Origin of the sequence: Acinetobacter sp. LF10 (genome assembly GCF_048585715.1) — a bacterium.
Taxonomy (GTDB): domain Bacteria; phylum Pseudomonadota; class Gammaproteobacteria; order Pseudomonadales; family Moraxellaceae; genus Acinetobacter.
This window is the reverse complement of record NZ_CP184160.1, coordinates 347,502-367,000: the sequence shown is the minus strand read 5'-3', so window position 1 is coordinate 367,000 and position 19,499 is coordinate 347,502. Positions and strand designations below refer to the sequence as shown.

Here is a 19,499-nt window from a genome sequence, read left to right as displayed (position 1 = left end):
TACAAATGACTACGCTATTGGTTCAGCATATTATTCACTAATTGATTCCCTTGGCTTTACGTTCTTGCATCACTTGTTTGAGTACAGCTCTTGGTTGCATAAACCAAAAACCGATCAAACTGACACTCGCTAAAGCAAAAGCCCAAATATGGAAATGCGTATAAAGTAGACGCACCAATTCTATAATCACAAAGAAACTCATCATCAATAGCATTGAAACAGCCGCAGCGACTGTCCCTTTGGATACTTCTGAAGACATTAATGCAAAACGATATAAAACTGAAAAACTAATCCCCTCTCCTAAGCTTATTAAGGTCATACCCATCAATAAACACGGCACTAGATAAGTTTGCCAAATCACGCCTAGCACCAAAAACAAGGTTCCGAGCAACATAATGGGTAAGCCCATCAAAATCGTTTTACCTAATGGAAAGCGATCAATAATCTTAATCAGAATAATATTTCCCGCAATAAGCCCGAAAAATACAGGAAATTGCGCTAAACCATATTGCACACTACTAAGCTTCAACTCATCGACTAAGATAATGGGTGACAGCGCAATCCATAGCATTAATGGCATCCCAACCAAAGGTAAAGCAATGCTTAACCCTAAGAAACGGCGATTGGTGAATACTTTTTTGAAATCATCAAAAATATAACTAAAAGGTTGTCTCGCTCGACGCTCTTGGGTTGCTGGCATAAATTTATTTAGACCAAACCAACTCAGGAATGAAACGATTGCAATCGCAACAAAACCCCAATGCCAAGAGACATAATCAATCAGAAATGCACCAAGAACAGGCCCAAGTAATGGCGCAAGCAATGAGATATTGGCCATTAAGGCCATCACTTTAATGGCATCACGCTCCTCAAATGTTTCCTGAATTGCAGCATAACCCACTGCCGAAATGACCGTAAGGCCAATTCCCTGTAAAAAACGTAAAGTCAGGAATTGTTGAATATTGTGCGTGAGTAAAATCAGCAAACAACAGATGGTAAAGAAAGCTACGCCTGCCAATAATACTTTCTTACGTCCAAGACGGTCTGAAAGAGGTCCAAGCAACCAAGCAACGCTTGCTCCACCCAATAAATAAAAAGACATGGAAGATGGTGCCCATGTTGCACTAACACCGAATTGTTCCGTAATCGCCAACATCGCTGGTTGAATTAAATCATTACCGATATAAACTGAAAATTCGAATAGCACTAAAGCTAATGGAAACATGAGCGTTATACGGTTTAACGTCATGCTCTGATTATTCGTCATCATGTTCTATTCACAAAAATAACCAATTCGTATACAGCCCATTTCCACAAATAAAAGGGAAATAGGATCATCAGCACACGATTTTATGGCTTTGATTTAAATTAAATTTTGATTTTCATGCAGTGAGAGCGCATGTAAAAATGTGAAAACACCGTATTCACAAGGTGTATTAAGAAAACAATTTATTTACGTGAGATTGGTAAAAAGTTTTACCTATTGGAAAAATTTCCAAGCGCAACTTTAGCACTTTTTAAAAATGCCTGCAATTTAAGCAATAAAAGGAATTGTGTGGATATGTGAATAACCCAAAAGTTATCCACATTTTTGTTTGGTTTTTATTCATCGTCAATTTATCAATGCGATTCAGGAACACAATTCAAACTGGAATTTATTGGTATTGTCCCCTCTCGCACACCGATAGCTTTGTTTTTTATTTACAATCTTCCAGACTTCTTGATCACGCTTTAACTCATATTCGGTACGAATAGCTGCAACAGAATCATCTAATTGGTCTTGCTCAACAGTGATTTCCGCATCTGTTGGGTTTTCAGCACGATTAAACTGCTGATCAATTTTGAGATTAGTTTCATCATGAAATAAATTTGGTTGATCGAGTAAAACTGCATGTATTGCCGTACTTTTTTGTACCGCTGCTTGTTGCTGTGACTGTGCAATCGGCTGATTACATGCCGTTAAAACAAGTCCGCATCCTAAAATCATCCAAATTTTATACATTTTGTACCTTTCCTATTTACCACATGCATTTATGCTACTATGCAAAACTGAATTTCAAAGCAACAAAATGTATGTGACTTATGAGAGATTTGTTGTATTTATCAATCATTTGAACATCATCACAAATCACTAAAAAACAAATTTTATAACATGAACATCACCACGGATTAGGCATAACCAATGTCAGATTTAGCAAAACAATTAGCAATTATTTTAGTCGTCAGTAGTACGATTGTCGGCTGCTCGAAAAAAGAAGAAGGTGCTGCAAGTGATGCATCTGTAGCGACAGAAAGTGCGGCGCCTAATAGTGAAACAATTCGAGCAAATGCAGCAAAAAATCCTGAACAGCTGGTCAGCACACAACAAAGTGCTCTCGAACAAAATCGTCAATTGATTAAAAGTGCTGAATTACGCTTTGAAGTAAAGGATGTATTAAAAACCACATCTACACTTGAGCAACAGTTATTGCAATACAACGGTTATATTGAAAATAAGCAAATTGATTATCAAGTGAGTGACCGTTCTCAACATGATCGCATCGATGGAACCGTGGATATTTATGAGAAAATCACACCAACAGTACAACTGACGGTACGTATTCCAAATGATCAGGTGACAACATTTCTAAATCATTTACTGCCTTTAATGCTGAACTTTAATACACAAAGCTACGAAGCAAAACGTTACGAGTTAAAACTGTTAGAAGAGAAACTCAATACAGCGAACCAAAGTAATAGCGCATCTAATGCAGTAAATAATCAATTACAACAGCTTACTGATTTAGAAGTGAAAGATCGTCTAGCATATAGCACCATTCGTTTAGAGTTTTTCCAACAGCCTAAAGTTCGTAAAAGCCAAGACTTAAATATTCATCGCATTGCAACATTAGACAGTGACCCATTACTCACTCGAATCGCTCAAGCCTTCAAAGTTGGATTATCGTATTTTAAAGAAGCCATCATATGGTTGATTCAATTTTGGGCATTTTTCATTGTGATTATTGCAGTTTGGTTAATCCGTAAAGCCTATAAAACACGAAAACAGAACCCATAATTATTGATTTTTAGTCAATAGTATTTTGCTTATTTACACATTTTTACTCATGAATAGATTCTCTAAAATGCACTCAAGTTTTAGAAATCTATTTTTGAGTTTAATTTTATGAGCAATATTTTAATTATTAATGGTGCTAAACAATTCGCTCACTCAAATGGTGAGTTGAATGACACCCTGACTGACTTTTCAGAATCACATCTAAAAACTTTAGGTCATACAGTTCAAGTAACACGTACCGACAGTGACTATAATATCCAAGCCGAAATTGAAAAATATCTATGGGCAGATGTGGTGATCTATCAAATGCCAGGTTGGTGGATGGGCGCGCCATGGACAATGAAAAAATATATTGATGATGTATTCACCATTGGTCATGGTTCACTTTATGCCAGCGATGGACGTAGCCGTTCTGATGCTTCTAAGAAGTATGGTTCAGGTGGTTTAATCCAAGGTAAAAAATACATGTTGTCGTTGACATGGAATGCACCAATGGAAGCGTTCACTGATCCTGATCAATTCTTTCACGGCGTGGGCGTGGATGGTGTTTATTTACCTTTCCATAAAGCCAATCAATTCTTGGGTATGGAATCATTACCTACATTTATCGTCAATGATGTCATCAAGGCGCCGAATGTGCCAAGTTACCTTAAAGCCTACAAAGCACATTTAGATCAGCATTTTGCAACTGCCCATTAAGAGAGAAACCCTATGTTGACAATCATTGCAGAAATTCAGACACATGCAGGTGTAGAACATCGCCAAGCAGTTTTAGATGCTTTCCAAAAAATCATTCCAACTGTACTGGCAGAAGATGGCTGTCATGGCTATGCCCCATTGATTGATCACCTGCCAGAAATTGCGATGCAGACGCAAGATGAAAATAGCATTGTGATGTTAGAACAATGGGAAAGTACCGCTCACCTTGAAGCACATATGCAAACGGCGCATATGCTAAAGCATTTTGAAGCGACCAAAGCGCATGTGGCTAATGTCAAAGTGCGTATTTTGGAAAGTGGGATTTAGAACTTAATTTTGTTAAAGCCATATTGCTTTAGCCAAACTGAAGATTTTTAACTTTATCATTCTAAACGAGTAACTTAAAATCAAAACTAAGTTACTCTTTTATTTTTTATAAAAAATATATCTTAAAAAGCATTAATATTGATTGCCTCATAATAAAGATGTTATCTTAAAAAAATTATTAAAGCAAAAAACAGAATTTACTAAGTGATCTAAAATGAAAACAGAAAAAGATATATTTAAAGAATTAGAGAAACTGGCAGAAGAAGAAGGCTTTCTTGAAATCCTAGCTTTTCTTGCCTTCAAAGATACTTATATTATTGTACAAGGAGAAATATTAGATAGTAAAGCTTTTATACAATCTTATGATAAAACCAAATTATCAAAGACAGAATTATCAACTTTAATAGCTTTAACTTTTAAGAACTATAAAGGGAATAATTTATTAACGCCATTAATGTTTTCAGAAAGGATTTCTCAGATTTATAAATTATTTGAAGAACTACATTATACTTTTTTACCAAAAAACTTATCTAAAGATGAGATATTAAATGGTAATTTTCTTTCGTCTAGTTCAATGATGAGAGAAGCTATTTTTTATAGTGCAGAAAGTGCATTTAAACATCAATATAGAGATATTTCCAAAATACGATATCAACCTGATGATGGTTGGCTTAAATCAAATAAAGGATTTTCAATAGAAGACCTCGTCAAGACCGTTTCAATAATCGAAGAAATACAGCTAGAAAAAGCTAATAATTTATTAATTAATAGTAATGGAAATTATATTGAAAGCTTTTTATCTATTTTTCAATTTGAAATAAATGAGATTATTAATAAATCAAAACTTTCAGAAAAAGTAGTTAAATCTTGTATTTCAGCCTTGCTCTCACACCCTAATGACAAAGAACTATTCAACTTCAACTCTGTAGATGACTTTAACCACACTAATGCCTTCCCGATCATTAAAATAAATAACTTATATTACAATTTTAGTATTCAAACCATATGGGAGTCTATATATGAAAGTCCTTTTTTTTGGTTCAATAATACGAAATATGCAGATAAAGCAAGTAAAAATAGAGGTATATTTACAGAATATTTTACAGCCAATCGATTAGAAACTGTTTTTAATAGGGAAAATGTCTTCACAAATATAGATATTTTTAGAGGGGGTGATAAAGCAGGCGAAATTGATATTCTAATCACTTTTGGAAAACTTGCACTTATCATACAGGCTAAATCTAAAAAATTAACTATTGCCGCACGTAAAGGAAATTCTGCACAATTGGCTAAAGACTTTAAAAATGCAGTCCAAGAAGCATATGACCAAGCATTAAATTGCAGCCAATTGATACAGACACCAGAAGTAATTTTGAAAGATGAGTATGGTAAAACAATCAATATATCTAGAAAATATGAAACTATTTTACCTATTTGTGTTGTTTCAGACCATTATCCAGCATTAGCTACTCAAGCTAGACAATTTCTTAGATATCATACAGATCATATAATTAAAACCCCTTTTGTAACGGATGTTTTTTTTATTGATACTTTAGCCGAAATGCTACCTTCACCATTACATATATTTGACTACCTTATTAAACGTACAGATTATGGATCATCAATTATATTGAATCATGAACTTTCAACCTTAGCTGTTTATATTAATCAAAATCTATATTTTCAAAATGAATTTCAAAGTGTCATGCTAGATGATAATGTAACATGTGATCTTGAGCTTGCTATGATGGCAAGAAGAGATCATTTAGAAAACATACCTATTATACCCGATGGCTTATTAACAAGATTCAAAAACAGCTATATTGGTAAACTTATTGATCAAGTCTGCAATTCAGATTCTTATAAATTACAGCAAATTGGATTTCACCTACTTTCTTTAGATGAAAAGACTATAAATTTTGTTAATGAAGCAATAGAAAAAATGATTGCTCAATTTCATATAGATCTACATCATCATGATTTAACTGTACCGATTTCAGAATCCTATTCAGGGATAACAATCCATTGTAATGTAGATACATATAATTCTGCATACAATAGACTCAAAAAACATATTGAACGTAGAAAATACTCTCAAAAAGCTAAAAGCTGGGTTGGATTCATTATTAATCCATACACTTTAAATATATCGATAGCAATTTATGAAAATTACGAATGGCAATATTCCAAAGATTTGGAAAAAGATTTTAGAGGTATGAACCTAAATAATACTCGGCATCTAATCAATATTGGTAATCCAATAACTTTCAAACCCGAGCAATCTCGAACTTTTAAGAACATCCAGCCAAAGATTGGTAGAAATGAAAAATGTCCATGTGGCAGTGGATTGAAATTCAAAAAGTGTTGCGATCTAGTAAATTAGATTAATTTTAAAAAATAAATTTATGGCAAAAGCGCATCTTACGATACGCTTTTAGCATAGATTCTTTTATCTAATCAAGCATTAAAGATCAAATAACTTCCCTGGATTCATAATCCCATTCGGGTCAAATGCCAATTTCAATGCTTTCATATATTCAATTTCTTCAGGCGAACGAGAATATTCCAAATATGGCTTTTTGGTCATACCGACACCATGCTCGGCAGAGATCGATCCATCATATTTTTTCACAGTCTCAAACACATATTTATTCACCACCTGACACTTCGCAAAGAATTCGTCTTTAGTTAAATTTTCAGGTTTTAAAATATTTAAGTGCAAGTTACCGTCACCAATATGGCCAAACCAGCAGATTTCAAAGTCTGGATAGTTGTCTGCAACGATCGCATCAATTTCTGAGATAAACGCTGGCACATGCGTAATCAACACTGAAATATCATTCTTATAAGGAATATACGGTGCAATAGATTCCGAAATATCTTCACGTAAACGCCATAAGCTCTGCGCTTGTTCTAAGCTTTGGCTCATTACGCCATCAATCACCCAACCTTGTTCCATACAATGCTCAAAAATCTGCATCGCTTTGTCCATGATTGGTTCATACGGCGCTTCAAATTCGAGTAATACATAGAATGGGCAAGTTGTTTCAAATGGACGCTGTACATGACCACGATCCAAGACTTTTTGCATTGCCACTTCACCAAAGAACTCGAATGCAGTTAAGTCGATTTCTTTTTGGAAAGCATGTAATACAGGCATTACCGCTTCAAAGTCAGGCGTACCCAATACCATCACTTGTAAGTTTTGTGGCTTACGCTCAAGTTTAATCTCAGCCTCAGTCACTAAACCTAATGTGCCTTCACCACCGATAAACAAATGCTGCAAGGCATAACCCGTCGCATTTTTAATCATGCCTTTGTTTAAACGTAAAATATCGCCTTTACCCGTCACAACCGTTAAGCCAAGCACCCAATTACGTGTCATACCGTATTTGATGACTTTAATACCGCCTGCATTGGTTCCGATATTTCCACCAATTTGACTAGAACCTGTCGATGCAAAATCAACTGGGTAATACATGCTTTGTTGTTCGGCATAATTTTGTAATTGTTCAGTCACAACACCCGCTTGAACGCGAACCATACGATCCGCTGGCAAAAATTCTAAGATTTGATTCATCTTGTCGAAACTAATTACGATTTCGCCATTATTCGCCACAGCACCAGCCGATAAACCTGTACGACCACCCGATGGCGTAATCGCAACATTGAATTGATTGGCAAGTTTTACAATCGACTGAACTTGTTCAGTACTTGATGGAAAAACGATGACTGATGGGTTCGGATCAAAATGTTTAGTATGATCTCGCCCCCAATTTTCTAAACTGTCAGCATCGGTTTTAATACGGTTTTCACCTACAATTGCCGTCAATTGGGTCAATAATTCAGGTGTCAAAGCGACTGAAGCATTCATCGTTTACAGGCCTAGCAAGAAGTAAATATAGGGCTTTTGGATGACAACATAATATTTTTCAAAACCTTATAAACAAAGGTGTCGAAACATCCAAAATATAGAAACGCTAGCGAAAGCATCAAACTTTCAATTGATTAGTTTGATTATCGTATTTCTTTATTTTACATGTAAGCAAGCGAGGGATAAAGCACAGGATGGCAATAGTGTCATAACAAAATGTGTATAAAAACTAAAATTCATTCGGAACTGAAAAATTCTCAACATTTATGCTGAGCTAATTTTAAACGAAATATCTATATCTCAAAGCTCTATGCTATGATACTGCAACTAAATTTTGGCCTTTGTAGCGGAGCCGTAATGAGCCAACATCTATCACTACCGAAAGACAAAATCCGTTTCCTTTTGTTAGAAGGTGTGCACCAAAATGCCATCGATACATTAAACGCTGCGGGTTATACCAACATCGACTACCACAAAACTGCACTTGAAGGTGAAGCTTTAAAAGAAGCGATCAAAGATGCTCATTTTGTTGGTATTCGTTCGCGTACTCAATTGACTGAAGAAATCTTTGAAGCAGCGAATAAATTGATTGCGGTAGGTTGTTTCTGTATCGGTACCAACCAAGTCGATTTAAAAGCAGCGATGTCTCGTGGTATCCCTGTTTTCAACGCACCATATTCAAATACACGTTCGGTTGCAGAATTGGTTCTTGCTGAAGCAATTTTATTACTTCGTCGTGTACCTGAAAAATCAAAAGATACACATGCAGGCGGTTGGAACAAATCTGCGGTTGGTTCTTTTGAAACGCGTGGTAAGACTCTAGGTATTATTGGCTACGGTTCAATTGGTTCACAACTTTCAGTTTTAGCTGAAAGCTTAGGTATGAAAGTTTGCTATTATGATGCGGTAACTAAATTACCGTTAGGTAATGCACGCCAAGTGGGTTCATTGGATGAGCTTTTAGAAACTGCTGATGTAGTTTCTTTACACGTTCCAGATGTTCCTTCTACACGTAACTTCTTCAAAAAAGAACAGTTCGCGAAAATGAAAGAAGGTTCGATCTTCATTAATGCTGCACGTGGTACATGTGTGATTATTGAAGATTTGGCAGATGCGATTAAATCTGGTCACATTGCTGGCGCAGCGGTTGACGTATTCCCGAAAGAGCCAAAAGCCAATGGTGAAGAATTCGTTTCTCCACTTCGTGGCTTAGACAACGTGATTTTAACACCGCACGTAGGTGGTTCTACGATGGAAGCGCAAGCAAACATCGGTTTAGAAGTTGCTGAAAAATTCGTTGCATATTCAGATAAAGGTATGACGCTTTCTGCGGTGAATTTCCCAGAAATCGCATTACCACTTTCTGATGGCCAACACCGTTTACTGCACATCCACAAAAACGTTCCGGGTGTGTTGTCTAAAATCAATACATTATTTGCGGAACAAGGCATCAATATCTCTGGTCAATCTTTAATGACCAAAGGTGATATTGGTTATCTAGTTATGGATGTTGACGCATCTGCTTCTCAAGAAGCACTTGATACCTTAAGCCAAGTTGAAGGCACAATTCGTGTACGTGTATTGTTCTAAGCTAAATTTAGAATAATCTATAAAAAGCCACAGCAATAGCTGTGGCTTTTTTATTCACATTTGAATTATTATGTGAATAATATACCAATCGTTCAAATAATAAGTTGCTCTCCCAATGCTAAAAACACCACTACATGCTTTATTGTTATTAATGATTGCCATGTTGTGTGTGCAAGGCAGTGGTTCTTTAGCCAAAATTCTATTCCAAAGTTTCCCAGTCCTTACGGTCTCAGCCATGCGTTTATGTTTTGGTGCGATCATCTTGGCATTGATTTTTAAAATTTGGACCATCAATTTCAAAGTAGTGCGTTGGAAAGCGATTCTCAGCTATGGTGTTGCACTTGCTGGAATGAATGCCCTGTTCTATTTATCACTGGAGCGTTTACCTTTGGGCTTAGCAGTTGCCTTTGAGTTTATCGGCCCTTTAAGTGTTGCACTATTTCATGCACGACAAAAATATGATTTCATCTGGGTCGGTTGTGCCATTCTAGGTTTGGTATTGCTATTTCCTCTACAACAAGCACAACAAGGTCTTGATTTAATCGGTGTTTGCTTTGCCATCGGTGCAGGTGCATGTTGGGCGCTGTACATTATTGCAGGACAGAAGCCATCTGGTATCTCAGGCAATCATACGGTTTGTTTAGGCATGAGTATTGGTATGCTGTGCCTACTTCCTTTCGCAGCCTTTTCAGGCGCAATAGATCGAGTGTTTGAACTACCCAATTTATACTATTTTATTGGGCTTGCGATTTTAGCCAGTGCATTACCCTTCTCATTAGAAATGATTGCTTTGCGCAGTTTAACCCCACTGAGCTTTGGTACATTAATGAGCTTAGAACCTGCTGTAGCAGCACTCTCAGGCTTCATCTTTTTGGGTGAAACTTTGCTTTGGAATCAATGGCTCGCTTTAGCAACGATTATAGCTGCATCGATCGGTTGTACTTTTACCACTCAACAGGCTAGACAACAGAAACAGGCTCAATAAAATGTCACTGCATGATCATAATGTCGTTTTCACAGCATATAATCATCGTGCCTATTTTTAGGTCTGTTTACTTTGATTTTGTAGATCTCCCATGAAAAATATTCAGTTGGTCGCTGTGCTATACATGGTTCTTTCCATGGTGGCTTATCAAATCAGTGCTTCATTTGCAAAACAACTGATTGCGACACTTGATCCTCTCACCGTGACCATTTTAAGGTTGAGCTTCGCCACTATTCTAGTTGCGATCATGTTCCGCTCATGGAAAGTGATCGCTAAACTGAAATATCTAAAATGGCGAGATTTGCTGTTATATAGCGCTTCTTTGGGCTGTATGAATATCTTGTTTTATAGCTCTTTAGGGAAGCTGCCTCAAGGCATTGCGGTCGGTTTAGAATTTATCGGTCCTCTTGGTTTAGCTTTACTTTCAATTAAGCAACGTAGTGATTACATCTGGGTAGCTTTTGCCGTCTTAGGAATTGCACTGATGGTACCTTGGCATGATACAAATACTCAGCATTTTTCTTATCTTGGCGCAGCCTGTGCTTTAGGTGCTGGACTATTTTGGGCATTTTATATTTATTTCGGACATCGAGTTGTGCAACAGAATATTGGGATGCATGCCTTAACCATCGCAATTGGTTTATCTGCACTGACCTTACTTCCATTTGGTCTGTGGAGTAATGCACCTGCTCTACTCAACACTCAATATTGGGGCAAAGCCTTAGTGATTGCCGTTTTAGCCACAGCGATTCCTTATGCTCTTGATCTCATGGCTTTAAAACGTTTAAGCAAACTCAGTTATGGTACGCTTTCAAGCCTTGCACCTGCGCTTGCTGCTTTAGCTGGACTGGTATTACTGCATGAACAAATTAGCATGATTCAGTGGTTCGCACTTCTCTGTATCATGATCGCATCCATTGGAGTGACCTTACGTGGTGAAAAATCTCAAACTCAGTAAGAGCACTCCTTTGTGCTCATTCTCGTTATAACGAAAATTAGCTATCTGCATTTTTATATTTCTGATATTCAGTAAGATATTTTTTACCTAGTTTTTCCTTTTCATCATCCCCTAAAATTTTTCCAGCTTGTTGGAAAAATTTATGTTCCTCTTCCTTTAAATGATGATGGACTTTTTCACTTAATTGTTTTGCTGTCGCTAACCAACTCGGATTACTCATATCAGTTTCTTCTAATTTTTCAATCAGTTCATCCATTTCATGATGCTCAGATAAAGCATGGCGGGTAATATCTAAACCCACATCATCAAACATTAAAGGAATATATAAATAGCGGTCTTCGGCAACTGAATGCGCATAGAGTTCATTCTTAAGCTGTTTAAATAAATGTTCCCTTTCTTGAGTATGTCCGCTGGTCTGAATTAATCGTTCAGCTAAGTTACGTTGTTGTTCGTGGCTTTCTCTGAGTGCCTCAAATATATTCATTATTTACCTCTACGATGGCTAGCATAATCAACACTTACTTCAATTCTTCTCTAGTTGATCTGATTGGCTGAGCCTTCATATTAAAAAATGACACTTTTTTAAACAGCGATGTTTGCGTAGATTTTTGTATGGAAAGTTTATTTTTATAGATTAAACTGCAACAAAGATTTGATAAGCCAACCGACAAATTAAAATACTGACCAAAATCAAAAATAAAATACGAATAAAACCACTACCGTATTTCAAAGCCAAACGTACACCCAATAATGAACCTGCAATATTTGCAGCCGCCATCATAAAACCAAGCTGAAAGAAGATATGCCCTGCGGGAATAAAAAAACTCAGTGCCGCTAGATTAGTCATAAAATTACCAATCTTAGATAATCCAGAAGCATGTAAAAAATCGACTTGAAGAAAGCGAATAAAAAAGAAGATAAAGAAGCTGCCTGTACCAGGACCAAAGATTCCATCATAGAAACCAATCGCTAAACTACCTAATGCGGCAAAAAATAATAATTTTGGTGTGATGTGTTGATCCACATGCACTTGCCCAAATTGCTTTTTCATAAAGGTATAAATTGCAATTACAATCAGCATAACTAAGACAATTGGTCTTAATATATGAGTAGGCACCAGTGAAACGCAGGCTGCACCTACATACGCACTGATAAAAGCAAAAATTGCGATCACCCATAATAATGACCACTGCAACTTTACTCGACGTACAAATGAAAGAGCTGCAGAACCCGTTCCAAAAATAGAAGCCAGTTTATTTGTTCCAAATAATGTTGCAGGAGCCGTTTGTGGTAATGCACCCATTAATGCTGGAATCTGAATTAACCCACCACCACCAACTGCCGCATCAATTGTTCCCGCACAGAATGCAAAGAACACTAGACTCAGAATCAGCTCCCATTCCATCAATATAACCTTATAAATTCAACAAACGTTTTGGCACAAGACGCTTTTTATCTGTAATTTCAGCTAAGCCTAAACAACGCTCACCATCGAATACCAATACTTCAGCAGCAGCTTCGTGCTCAATATTACTTTCTTGACCATTACCAAAATATTTTTCACGCCCTTCGGGTAATTGAACCCGTGGAAAATGTTCAACAGGTGCATAAACAGGCAACAATAATGCATCCCGCTGTTCCTGAGTAAGCCCTTCTAAATATTCGATGGTATAACTTGGATTAATCTCAAAATGACCTGTTTGAGTACGATGTAATTTTGTTAAATGTCCACCACAGCCCAAAGCTTCACCAATATCTTCACCTAACACTCGGATGTAAGTTCCTTTAGAACACGTCACATCTAAGGTCAAACTGTCTTCTGTAAAATCAATGAGTTTTAACTCATAAATCGTCACTGGACGCGCTTCACGCTCAATTTCAATTCCTTGGCGCGCTAACTCATACAAAGGGCGACCTTCTCGTTTCAGTGCCGAATACATCGGTGGCACTTGCTTGATATCACCACGGAACTGTTCTAGAACCTGTTCAATATTAGCTTCAGTTAATGCTGGCACATCTCTTTGTTGAAGAATTTCCCCTTCAACATCACCCGTAGCAGTTGTTTGTCCAAGTTTTACTGTTGTTTGATAACGCTTGGTCGAATCCAATAAATAATGCGAAAACTTGGTTGCCTCCCCTAAGCAAATCGGTAATAAACCTGTTGCAAGCGGATCTAAAGCACCTGTATGTCCTGCTTTCTGTGCATTAAAAAGTCGACGTACTTTTTGCAATGCCGAATTAGAACTTAAACCTAACGGCTTATTTAATAAGAAAACACCACTCAGATGGCGATAAGAGCTTTTTTTCATAAATGAAAAGTCAAACAAGAAAGGTGTATTTTATCAAAACTATTCATCGGATTTTTAAAAATTAAACGCTCAAAAAAACAACATCTATGCTAAATTTATTTTCGTTTTCGAAATTAAAAGCAAATGGATTATGCTTAATGAATAAAAATGGAAAAAAAATAGCATTATTATGTAGCTTATTAATCATTTCAGCAGTCACGCTGAGCGTATTGTATTGGTTATATCCAAATCAGTCTCAGCAATCACTTAACTCAACTGATCAATATAGCAACAACAGCAATCCATCACAGTTGCATAAGAGTCCAAAGAATATCAATCAACTCGATACTTCTTTTAATAGCACCAGCCAAATGGATACTGAGATTGACTGCAAATTACAATTCAATAGCGCTCAGCATTTAATTGTGAATGAACACGTGCGGAATTGTTTTGAGTATTTTATTTCTCAATACGGCGAGCGAAATATTAATGAAATTCGTCATAACTTTCAGCTTTATCTCGCCAAAGCTTTCCAAACATCGCAACAACAGCAAATTTTAGCCTTATGGTCACGTTATTTAGATTATCGCCAAGAGCTCAGTAAGTTACAGACTCAACAACCCACACAGGAAAGCTATCAATATTTCCAAGCTATTTTTGACTCTATGCATGATTTAAAACAACGTTTCTTTTCAAATCCTGAAATTGAAGGCTTATTTGGAACGGAAGATGTTTATCAGCAATATACGCTTGATCGTATGCGAATTTTAGAAAACAACGCACTAGATGCCGCAGCGAAAGCCAAACAATTACAACAACGCTTTGAACAATTGCCTCAAGATTGGCAAGACAATCTCAAAGATTTATCCAAACTCGACGATTTGCATGCATTAACGGCACAAATCAAAGCAAGACATGGTTCAGCTCAAGAACTACGTGATATGCGTGTTAGTTTGGTTGGAGAGGCTGCTACTCAGCGTTTAGAGCAACTCGATCAACAACGATCTGATTGGAAACAGCGAGTTCAATCCTATCTTGATGAACGTAAAACAATTGTAGATAGCAATATGAGCACTTCAGCCAAAGATCAAGCCGTTCAACAACTCAAGCAAAAACAATTCCAATCAGCACAAGAACAACAGCGTTTGCAAACTTTTGAAACTGTCTATGACCAAGGAGGAACCTTACCTTTTAGTAATTAAGAAACATCTTAAGGCATTGAAATAACGCTATTTAGCAAGGATGCAATGTCTCGTTCGCAAGAACATCAAGACCCATATGAAAACAAAAATCGAGAGAAATATCATGCAAAAACTAATCCGCTGTCTTGCACTATCTATGATAGCAATGAGCGTATCAACAAGTTACGCATCAAATACAACGCAAGTTAAAGACAATAATGTCACGTCAACATATGCAAAAACCAAATATCCGATGGTCTTTGTACATGGTGTCGCAGGTTTTTCACGCGTTGGAAGTGATCCATTAGGCGTTGATTATTGGCATCAAATCCTACCCGACCTTGCACGTAATGGCGCAAATGTCTGGGCGACACGACTTTCACCTTTTAACTCAAATGAGGTTCGTGGTGAACAACTGGCGCAACAAGTTGAAGAAATTATTGCGATTACTGGACAACCTAAAGTTAATTTAATTGGTCATAGCCAAGGCGGTCCAACGATCCGTTACGTGGCTGGCATTATGCCAAGTAAAGTTGCATCATTAACCAGTGTAAGTGGCACTCATAAGGGTTCACCTGTCGCTAGTTTAATTATGAATGTAGATGGTACTGTCTTAGGTACAGCTGGCTCTGCCGTCGTAAACTTTTTCTCAGGAGCGATTACATGGTCACAAGGACTCAACCCCAAAAGCTACCCACATGATGCTTTAGCTGCTGGTCGTAGTATTTCAGTTGAAGGTTCAAAACAATTTAATACACGATTCCCTATGGGTGTACCAACCACAAGTTGTGGTGAAGGTAATTATCAAGAGAAAGGAATATATATGTATTCATTCTCAGGGACTCAAGCAGTCACAAACATTCTTGACCCACTAGATCCCCTATTTGCAGGTACGAGCCTAATTGTCGATATTAAAGGAGATAATGATGGTATGGTGAGCCGTTGTAGCGCTAAGTTTGGACGTACAATTAGAGATAATCTCCCTTGGAATCATGCAGATGAAGTGAATCAGGTTTTAGGTTTGAAATCACTGTTTGCACCTGATCCAATTGATATTTATCGTCAACATGCCAATCGACTAAAATTACAAGGATTATAAAACAGCCATAAAAAAATGCGCCAAAGGCGCATTTTTTTGCTTTACAACAAAGTTAAAATTAACCTTGTTTACGAGCTGGTAACTTTTCACGAATACGTGCAGCTTTACCAGACAACTCGCGTAGGTAGTAAAGTTTAGCACGACGAACGTCACCACGACGTTTCACTTCGATTTTAGCAACGATTGGAGAGTGAGTTTGGAAAACACGCTCAACACCAACACCGCTAGAGATTTTACGAACTGTGAAAGCAGAGTTTAAACCACGGTTTTTCTTCGCGATTACAACACCTTCAAATGCCTGAAGACGCTCACGGTCACCCTCTTTTACTTTAACTTGAACGATAACAGTGTCACCAGGAGCAAAAGCAGGGATATCAGTTTTTAACTGTGCATTTTCAACAGCTTGAACTAAAGGATGTTTACCACTCATTGTGGAATCTCCAATATGTGCGGGAGAGAAGAGGTCTCTTATACCGCTGAGGATAGAGGCTAAAACGCATATCGCTCGTTTAACTTTCCCTTTAAAGCAAAATTACTCTAAAGAGCCTATTTTCAACTTAAACTCAGTTTAAGTAGTAACTCGAAGCAAAGCTTCTCGTCTGTTGCAAACACAAACTTCTAACAGTTTAGTCTTGCGAATTTTTAAGCCATTTTTTTTGCTGTTTAGTCAACTCAACTTTATCAACCAACTCTGGTCGACGATCTAAAGTTCGTTGATAACGCTGTAAAAAACGCCATTTCTCAATATTGGCATGATGTCCTGATTTAAGTACCTCAGGCACATCTAACCCTTCGAAATGGTCTGGCTTGGTATATTGTGGACAATCCAGTAAACCATCCACAAAAGAATCTTGGATCGCAGATTGCTCATCAGACATGACATTTGGCAATCGACGAATAATACTATCAAGCAACACCATCGCTGGCAGTTCACCCCCCGATAAAACGTAATCCCCAATTGACCATTCTTGATCAACATAATTTTGGATTAAACGCTCATCGACACCCTCATAACGCCCACACAATACAATCAAACCATCATAACCAACGAATTGTTGTACTGCCTGTTCATTTAAGGTTTTCCCTTGCGGTGACATATACACTACTGGGGCATGAACACAGCCTGCTTGTGTTGCAAGTTGTTTAGCATGGTTAATTGCTTTTGCCAAAGGCTCAGCCATCATCACCATACCAGGACCACCACCGAAAGGACGTTCATCCACTCTTTTGTAGTTGCCCTCAGCAAAATCTCGTGGGTTAATGCAATTGACTTGCACGATGTCACGCTTTGCTGCACGTCCGCTAATCCCGTGCGCTGTAATCGCTTCAAACATTTCAGGAAACAGTGTAATGACTGCAAAAAACACCGCAGACTCCTCTATTTTCCTGCTGCGCTACTATTCCCAAAAGGATTAGTAGTCTACGCCCCAATTGACGTAAATACGACCAGCTTCAAGATCAACGCGTTGTACCACATCTTTATGCCAAGGAATCATTCGCTCTTCAGCATCAATACTATCAGGTGTCGCTTTCACGACCATGACATCATTAGCACCGGTTTCAAACAGTTCGTAGATTTGACCAAGATTCACTTCTTGTTCTTCATCATCAAGACCTAACACGGTTAAGCCTTTAAGATCAGACCAGTAGTACTCGTCTACATCTGCTTTAGGAAGCTGTGATTTGGCAATCCAGATATTTGCACCAACTAAGTTTTCTGCACCCGTGCGATCATTCACGCCTTTTAATGCAACAACCAAGCCTTTGCCATGTGGTTTCCAACGTTTTACATCTATGGTTTGCCAACCTGCCTTGGTCTCAATGTACCAAGGAAGGTAGTCAAACATATTGCTCATAGGTTCTGTGTTAGAGTAAACCCAGAGCCACCCATTCAATCCATAAGCTGAACGTAACTGTCCAATCTGAATACGATCTTCTGGCACATTCTGTGTCGATGTCATGGGCTACCTACTACAATTATGCAGTAGTTGCAGCTTTTTTAGCTTGAGCAGCTAAAGAAGCAACGCGATCTGAAGGTTGAGCACCTTGTGCAACCCAGTGAGCAAAACGGTCAGCATCTAAACGAACTTTTTCAGCTTTACCTTGTGCAGTTGGGTTAAAGAAACCAATACGCTCGATGAAACGACCATCACGTGCATTGCGGCTATCAGTTACAATGATTTGATAGAATGGACGTTTTTTTGCACCACCGCGCGCTAAACGAATAACAACCATGAGAACAACCTTATAATTTTTACGGATTATCCCTGCGCCGACCATCGGCAGCACTTCAAACCCCTTTCATAGAGGGCGATATTCTACGTTATATTTGCTTTGAAAGAAAGACTAAATTCAGAGTTATCCACAGTTTTGAACTTGTAAGAAGAGTTGCTAGTATCTGAAGTGGCATGCTACTTTAACTAAATCTGGAAAACTATTAAATAAAAAAGCAAGCTAATTAAGCTTGCTTTTGGAGACTGGAAAGGAACCGATTAACGTCCATCCCAGTTTGAAGTTTGGGAAAGGACACATGTAGATGCCCCTTTGGCCCAAAACCTCTGCCCTTGATCATTCAAACAGAGGACACCATTACCAAATTGATTTGTCCCACTTTTAGGTGTTGCAACTAATACCCAAGATGTAGCTAAAGTTGGTGAAGGGTTGAAACTCAGGTCATATAAAGCACCACCTTGTTTAGGTGTAGTAGTACCACCATAAAGCAAATTAACTGTTGCATTTGCAAATGTTCCATTGGTAGCTTTATATGCTTGCATACGTTGAGCAATAAATAGCATCTCACTTTGAGCATCTACACGCTGACTGCGAATCTTATACTGTATATACGAAGGGTAAGCAAATGCAGCTAAAACCCCTATAATTGTGACAGCAATCATCAATTCAATCAGTGTAAAACCTTTCTCTTCAATTACCATTTATTTTCCCCACCCACACCACAGCTAGTAAAAGTGACATTAGCAGCTGTTTTATTTCTACATTGTGTCCCAGTATTAGTCATTAAATAACTAAAGTTCTGCGGATCTGTGCTTTCAGCCCGAATCACCCATCGTTGCCCTAACGCCGTTACATCAGTCAATAATTTTGTAGTATCAGTACCATCCCTAATAGATAACTTATAACGAATATCAGTTCCAGTGGCACCAACAGGCAAAACTAGTTGAGATGTTACTGGGTCATACCCCACCAGATTACCAGTTGTGTTCTTATACATATAACTTGCATCAAAGCCTAAGTAACTAAAGTTTTTACCTTTATGGCGTTCCAATTGATCAGCTAAACGTTGTATTTCTTGTTGTGCCGTACTTGCAACAGCTCGACGTGAATACACTTGATAGCTTGGAATAGCAATGACGGCAAAAATAGTAATAATTACCAAAACTACCATTAACTCAATCAATGTAAAACCTTGCTGGGATGTTTGCATA

The 19,499-nt window shown here is 37.7% G+C and carries 21 protein-coding genes; 9 read left to right on the top strand and 12 right to left on the bottom strand.

Features of this window, described 5'->3' with window-relative positions:
- Positions 1-37: 37 nt before the first annotated feature.
- Positions 38-1,267, bottom strand: a complete 1,230-nt coding sequence (locus ACN19N_RS01670; protein WP_269239719.1) for an MFS transporter — start codon at positions 1,265-1,267, stop codon at positions 38-40.
- Positions 1,268-1,630: 363 nt separating this feature from the next.
- Positions 1,631-2,002, bottom strand: a complete 372-nt coding sequence (locus ACN19N_RS01665; protein ID WP_269238614.1) for a hypothetical protein — start codon at positions 2,000-2,002, stop codon at positions 1,631-1,633.
- Between the two features lie 180 nt (positions 2,003-2,182).
- Between ACN19N_RS01665 and ACN19N_RS01660 the strand changes: the two genes are divergently transcribed.
- From ACN19N_RS01660 to ACN19N_RS01645, 4 genes are all read left to right on the top strand, one after another.
- Entirely contained in the window at positions 2,183-3,055 is an 873-nt protein-coding gene (locus tag ACN19N_RS01660) for a DUF4349 domain-containing protein (RefSeq protein WP_420001848.1), read from the top strand.
- A 108-nt stretch (positions 3,056-3,163) separates the two neighbouring features.
- Complete coding sequence (locus tag ACN19N_RS01655) at positions 3,164-3,754, top strand: NAD(P)H-dependent oxidoreductase (RefSeq protein WP_420001847.1); 591 nt, start codon at positions 3,164-3,166, stop codon at positions 3,752-3,754.
- A gap of 12 nt (positions 3,755-3,766) precedes the next feature.
- Positions 3,767-4,081 (top strand): putative quinol monooxygenase, encoded by a 315-nt coding sequence (locus tag ACN19N_RS01650; protein WP_420001846.1) that lies wholly within the window; start codon positions 3,767-3,769, stop codon positions 4,079-4,081.
- 214 nt (positions 4,082-4,295) lie between these two features.
- Positions 4,296-6,464 carry an SEC-C metal-binding domain-containing protein gene (locus ACN19N_RS01645; RefSeq protein ID WP_420001845.1) on the top strand — a complete coding sequence of 723 codons (2,169 nt, stop codon included), beginning with the start codon at positions 4,296-4,298 and terminating at the stop codon, positions 6,462-6,464.
- Positions 6,465-6,545: 81 nt separating this feature from the next.
- On the opposite strand, the gene ACN19N_RS01640 is transcribed toward ACN19N_RS01645, so the two are convergent.
- The gene (locus ACN19N_RS01640; protein WP_420001844.1) at positions 6,546-7,955 is read right to left on the bottom strand and encodes an FAD-binding oxidoreductase; all 1,410 of its coding nucleotides are present in this window, start codon (positions 7,953-7,955) and stop codon (positions 6,546-6,548) included.
- A 357-nt stretch (positions 7,956-8,312) separates the two neighbouring features.
- Between ACN19N_RS01640 and serA the strand changes: the two genes are divergently transcribed.
- From serA to ACN19N_RS01625, 3 genes are all read left to right on the top strand, one after another.
- Positions 8,313-9,545 (top strand): phosphoglycerate dehydrogenase, encoded by a 1,233-nt coding sequence (gene serA, locus ACN19N_RS01635; protein ID WP_269229473.1) that lies wholly within the window; start codon positions 8,313-8,315, stop codon positions 9,543-9,545.
- Between the two features lie 115 nt (positions 9,546-9,660).
- A complete protein-coding gene (locus tag ACN19N_RS01630) occupies positions 9,661-10,530 on the top strand; it encodes an EamA family transporter (RefSeq protein ID WP_420001843.1) in 870 nt (289 codons plus the stop codon).
- Between the two features lie 91 nt (positions 10,531-10,621).
- Complete coding sequence (locus ACN19N_RS01625) at positions 10,622-11,488, top strand: EamA family transporter (protein WP_420001842.1); 867 nt, start codon at positions 10,622-10,624, stop codon at positions 11,486-11,488.
- A 37-nt stretch (positions 11,489-11,525) separates the two neighbouring features.
- On the opposite strand, the gene ACN19N_RS01620 is transcribed toward ACN19N_RS01625, so the two are convergent.
- From ACN19N_RS01620 to truB, 3 genes are all read right to left on the bottom strand, one after another.
- On the bottom strand, positions 11,526-11,972 hold the full coding sequence (locus ACN19N_RS01620) for a hemerythrin domain-containing protein (RefSeq protein WP_420001841.1): 447 nt from the start codon (positions 11,970-11,972) through the stop codon (positions 11,526-11,528).
- A gap of 150 nt (positions 11,973-12,122) precedes the next feature.
- Positions 12,123-12,893, bottom strand: a complete 771-nt coding sequence (locus tag ACN19N_RS01615) for a sulfite exporter TauE/SafE family protein (RefSeq protein WP_420001840.1) — start codon at positions 12,891-12,893, stop codon at positions 12,123-12,125.
- Positions 12,894-12,903: 10 nt separating this feature from the next.
- Complete coding sequence (gene truB / locus ACN19N_RS01610; RefSeq protein ID WP_269229468.1) at positions 12,904-13,797, bottom strand: tRNA pseudouridine(55) synthase TruB; 894 nt, start codon at positions 13,795-13,797, stop codon at positions 12,904-12,906.
- A gap of 137 nt (positions 13,798-13,934) precedes the next feature.
- Here truB and ACN19N_RS01605 point away from each other — a divergent pair, with 137 nt between their 5' ends.
- Entirely contained in the window at positions 13,935-14,978 is a 1,044-nt protein-coding gene (locus ACN19N_RS01605) for a lipase secretion chaperone (protein ID WP_269238621.1), read from the top strand.
- A gap of 103 nt (positions 14,979-15,081) precedes the next feature.
- Entirely contained in the window at positions 15,082-16,056 is a 975-nt protein-coding gene (locus tag ACN19N_RS01600; protein ID WP_269238622.1) for an esterase/lipase family protein, read from the top strand.
- Between the two features lie 58 nt (positions 16,057-16,114).
- On the opposite strand, the gene rplS is transcribed toward ACN19N_RS01600, so the two are convergent.
- From rplS to ACN19N_RS01570, 6 genes are all read right to left on the bottom strand, one after another.
- A complete protein-coding gene (gene rplS / locus ACN19N_RS01595) occupies positions 16,115-16,486 on the bottom strand; it encodes a 50S ribosomal protein L19 (protein WP_004660214.1) in 372 nt (123 codons plus the stop codon).
- Between the two features lie 196 nt (positions 16,487-16,682).
- Positions 16,683-17,423: a tRNA (guanosine(37)-N1)-methyltransferase TrmD gene (trmD, locus tag ACN19N_RS01590; protein WP_269229465.1), complete on the bottom strand. Its 741-nt coding sequence runs from the start codon at positions 17,421-17,423 to the stop codon at positions 16,683-16,685.
- A 45-nt stretch (positions 17,424-17,468) separates the two neighbouring features.
- Positions 17,469-18,017: a ribosome maturation factor RimM gene (rimM, locus tag ACN19N_RS01585; RefSeq protein ID WP_005156501.1), complete on the bottom strand. Its 549-nt coding sequence runs from the start codon at positions 18,015-18,017 to the stop codon at positions 17,469-17,471.
- A 16-nt stretch (positions 18,018-18,033) separates the two neighbouring features.
- Positions 18,034-18,291, bottom strand: coding sequence for a 30S ribosomal protein S16 (gene rpsP / locus ACN19N_RS01580; RefSeq protein ID WP_004660208.1), 258 nt, complete (start codon positions 18,289-18,291; stop codon positions 18,034-18,036).
- 257 nt (positions 18,292-18,548) lie between these two features.
- Positions 18,549-18,989: a type IV pilin protein gene (locus ACN19N_RS01575; protein ID WP_269229464.1), complete on the bottom strand. Its 441-nt coding sequence runs from the start codon at positions 18,987-18,989 to the stop codon at positions 18,549-18,551.
- The gene (locus ACN19N_RS01570) at positions 18,983-19,498 is read right to left on the bottom strand and encodes a type IV pilin protein (RefSeq protein ID WP_269229463.1); all 516 of its coding nucleotides are present in this window, start codon (positions 19,496-19,498) and stop codon (positions 18,983-18,985) included. Before ACN19N_RS01570 ends, ACN19N_RS01575 begins: the two co-directional genes overlap by 7 nt.
- Between the last annotated feature and the right edge of the window lies 1 nt (position 19,499).

Excerpts from the sequence above, each read along its gene's own strand:
- ACN19N_RS01630 (WP_420001843.1), top strand. The coding sequence starts at position 9,661 with ATGCTAAAAACACCACTACATGCTTTATTGTTATTAATGATTGCCATG.
- ACN19N_RS01655 (WP_420001847.1), top strand. The coding sequence starts at position 3,164 with ATGAGCAATATTTTAATTATTAATGGTGCTAAACAATTCGCTCACTCA.
- ACN19N_RS01665 (WP_269238614.1), bottom strand. The coding sequence starts at position 2,002 with ATGTATAAAATTTGGATGATTTTAGGATGCGGACTTGTTTTAACGGCA.
- ACN19N_RS01660 (WP_420001848.1), top strand. The coding sequence starts at position 2,183 with ATGTCAGATTTAGCAAAACAATTAGCAATTATTTTAGTCGTCAGTAGT.
- truB (WP_269229468.1), bottom strand. The coding sequence starts at position 13,797 with ATGAAAAAAAGCTCTTATCGCCATCTGAGTGGTGTTTTCTTATTAAAT.
- ACN19N_RS01650 (WP_420001846.1), top strand. The coding sequence starts at position 3,767 with ATGTTGACAATCATTGCAGAAATTCAGACACATGCAGGTGTAGAACAT.
- ACN19N_RS01575 (WP_269229464.1), bottom strand. The coding sequence starts at position 18,989 with ATGGTAATTGAAGAGAAAGGTTTTACACTGATTGAATTGATGATTGCT.
- ACN19N_RS01570 (WP_269229463.1), bottom strand. The coding sequence starts at position 19,498 with ATGCAAACATCCCAGCAAGGTTTTACATTGATTGAGTTAATGGTAGTT.
- rpsP (WP_004660208.1), bottom strand. The coding sequence starts at position 18,291 with ATGGTTGTTATTCGTTTAGCGCGCGGTGGTGCAAAAAAACGTCCATTC.
- rplS (WP_004660214.1), bottom strand. The coding sequence starts at position 16,486 with ATGAGTGGTAAACATCCTTTAGTTCAAGCTGTTGAAAATGCACAGTTA.
- ACN19N_RS01615 (WP_420001840.1), bottom strand. The coding sequence starts at position 12,893 with ATGGAATGGGAGCTGATTCTGAGTCTAGTGTTCTTTGCATTCTGTGCG.
- ACN19N_RS01645 (WP_420001845.1), top strand. The coding sequence starts at position 4,296 with ATGAAAACAGAAAAAGATATATTTAAAGAATTAGAGAAACTGGCAGAA.
- ACN19N_RS01600 (WP_269238622.1), top strand. The coding sequence starts at position 15,082 with ATGCAAAAACTAATCCGCTGTCTTGCACTATCTATGATAGCAATGAGC.
- rimM (WP_005156501.1), bottom strand. The coding sequence starts at position 18,017 with ATGACATCGACACAGAATGTGCCAGAAGATCGTATTCAGATTGGACAG.
- ACN19N_RS01670 (WP_269239719.1), bottom strand. The coding sequence starts at position 1,267 with ATGACGAATAATCAGAGCATGACGTTAAACCGTATAACGCTCATGTTT.
- ACN19N_RS01605 (WP_269238621.1), top strand. The coding sequence starts at position 13,935 with ATGAATAAAAATGGAAAAAAAATAGCATTATTATGTAGCTTATTAATC.
- serA (WP_269229473.1), top strand. The coding sequence starts at position 8,313 with ATGAGCCAACATCTATCACTACCGAAAGACAAAATCCGTTTCCTTTTG.
- ACN19N_RS01640 (WP_420001844.1), bottom strand. The coding sequence starts at position 7,955 with ATGAATGCTTCAGTCGCTTTGACACCTGAATTATTGACCCAATTGACG.
- ACN19N_RS01620 (WP_420001841.1), bottom strand. The coding sequence starts at position 11,972 with ATGAATATATTTGAGGCACTCAGAGAAAGCCACGAACAACAACGTAAC.
- ACN19N_RS01625 (WP_420001842.1), top strand. The coding sequence starts at position 10,622 with ATGAAAAATATTCAGTTGGTCGCTGTGCTATACATGGTTCTTTCCATG.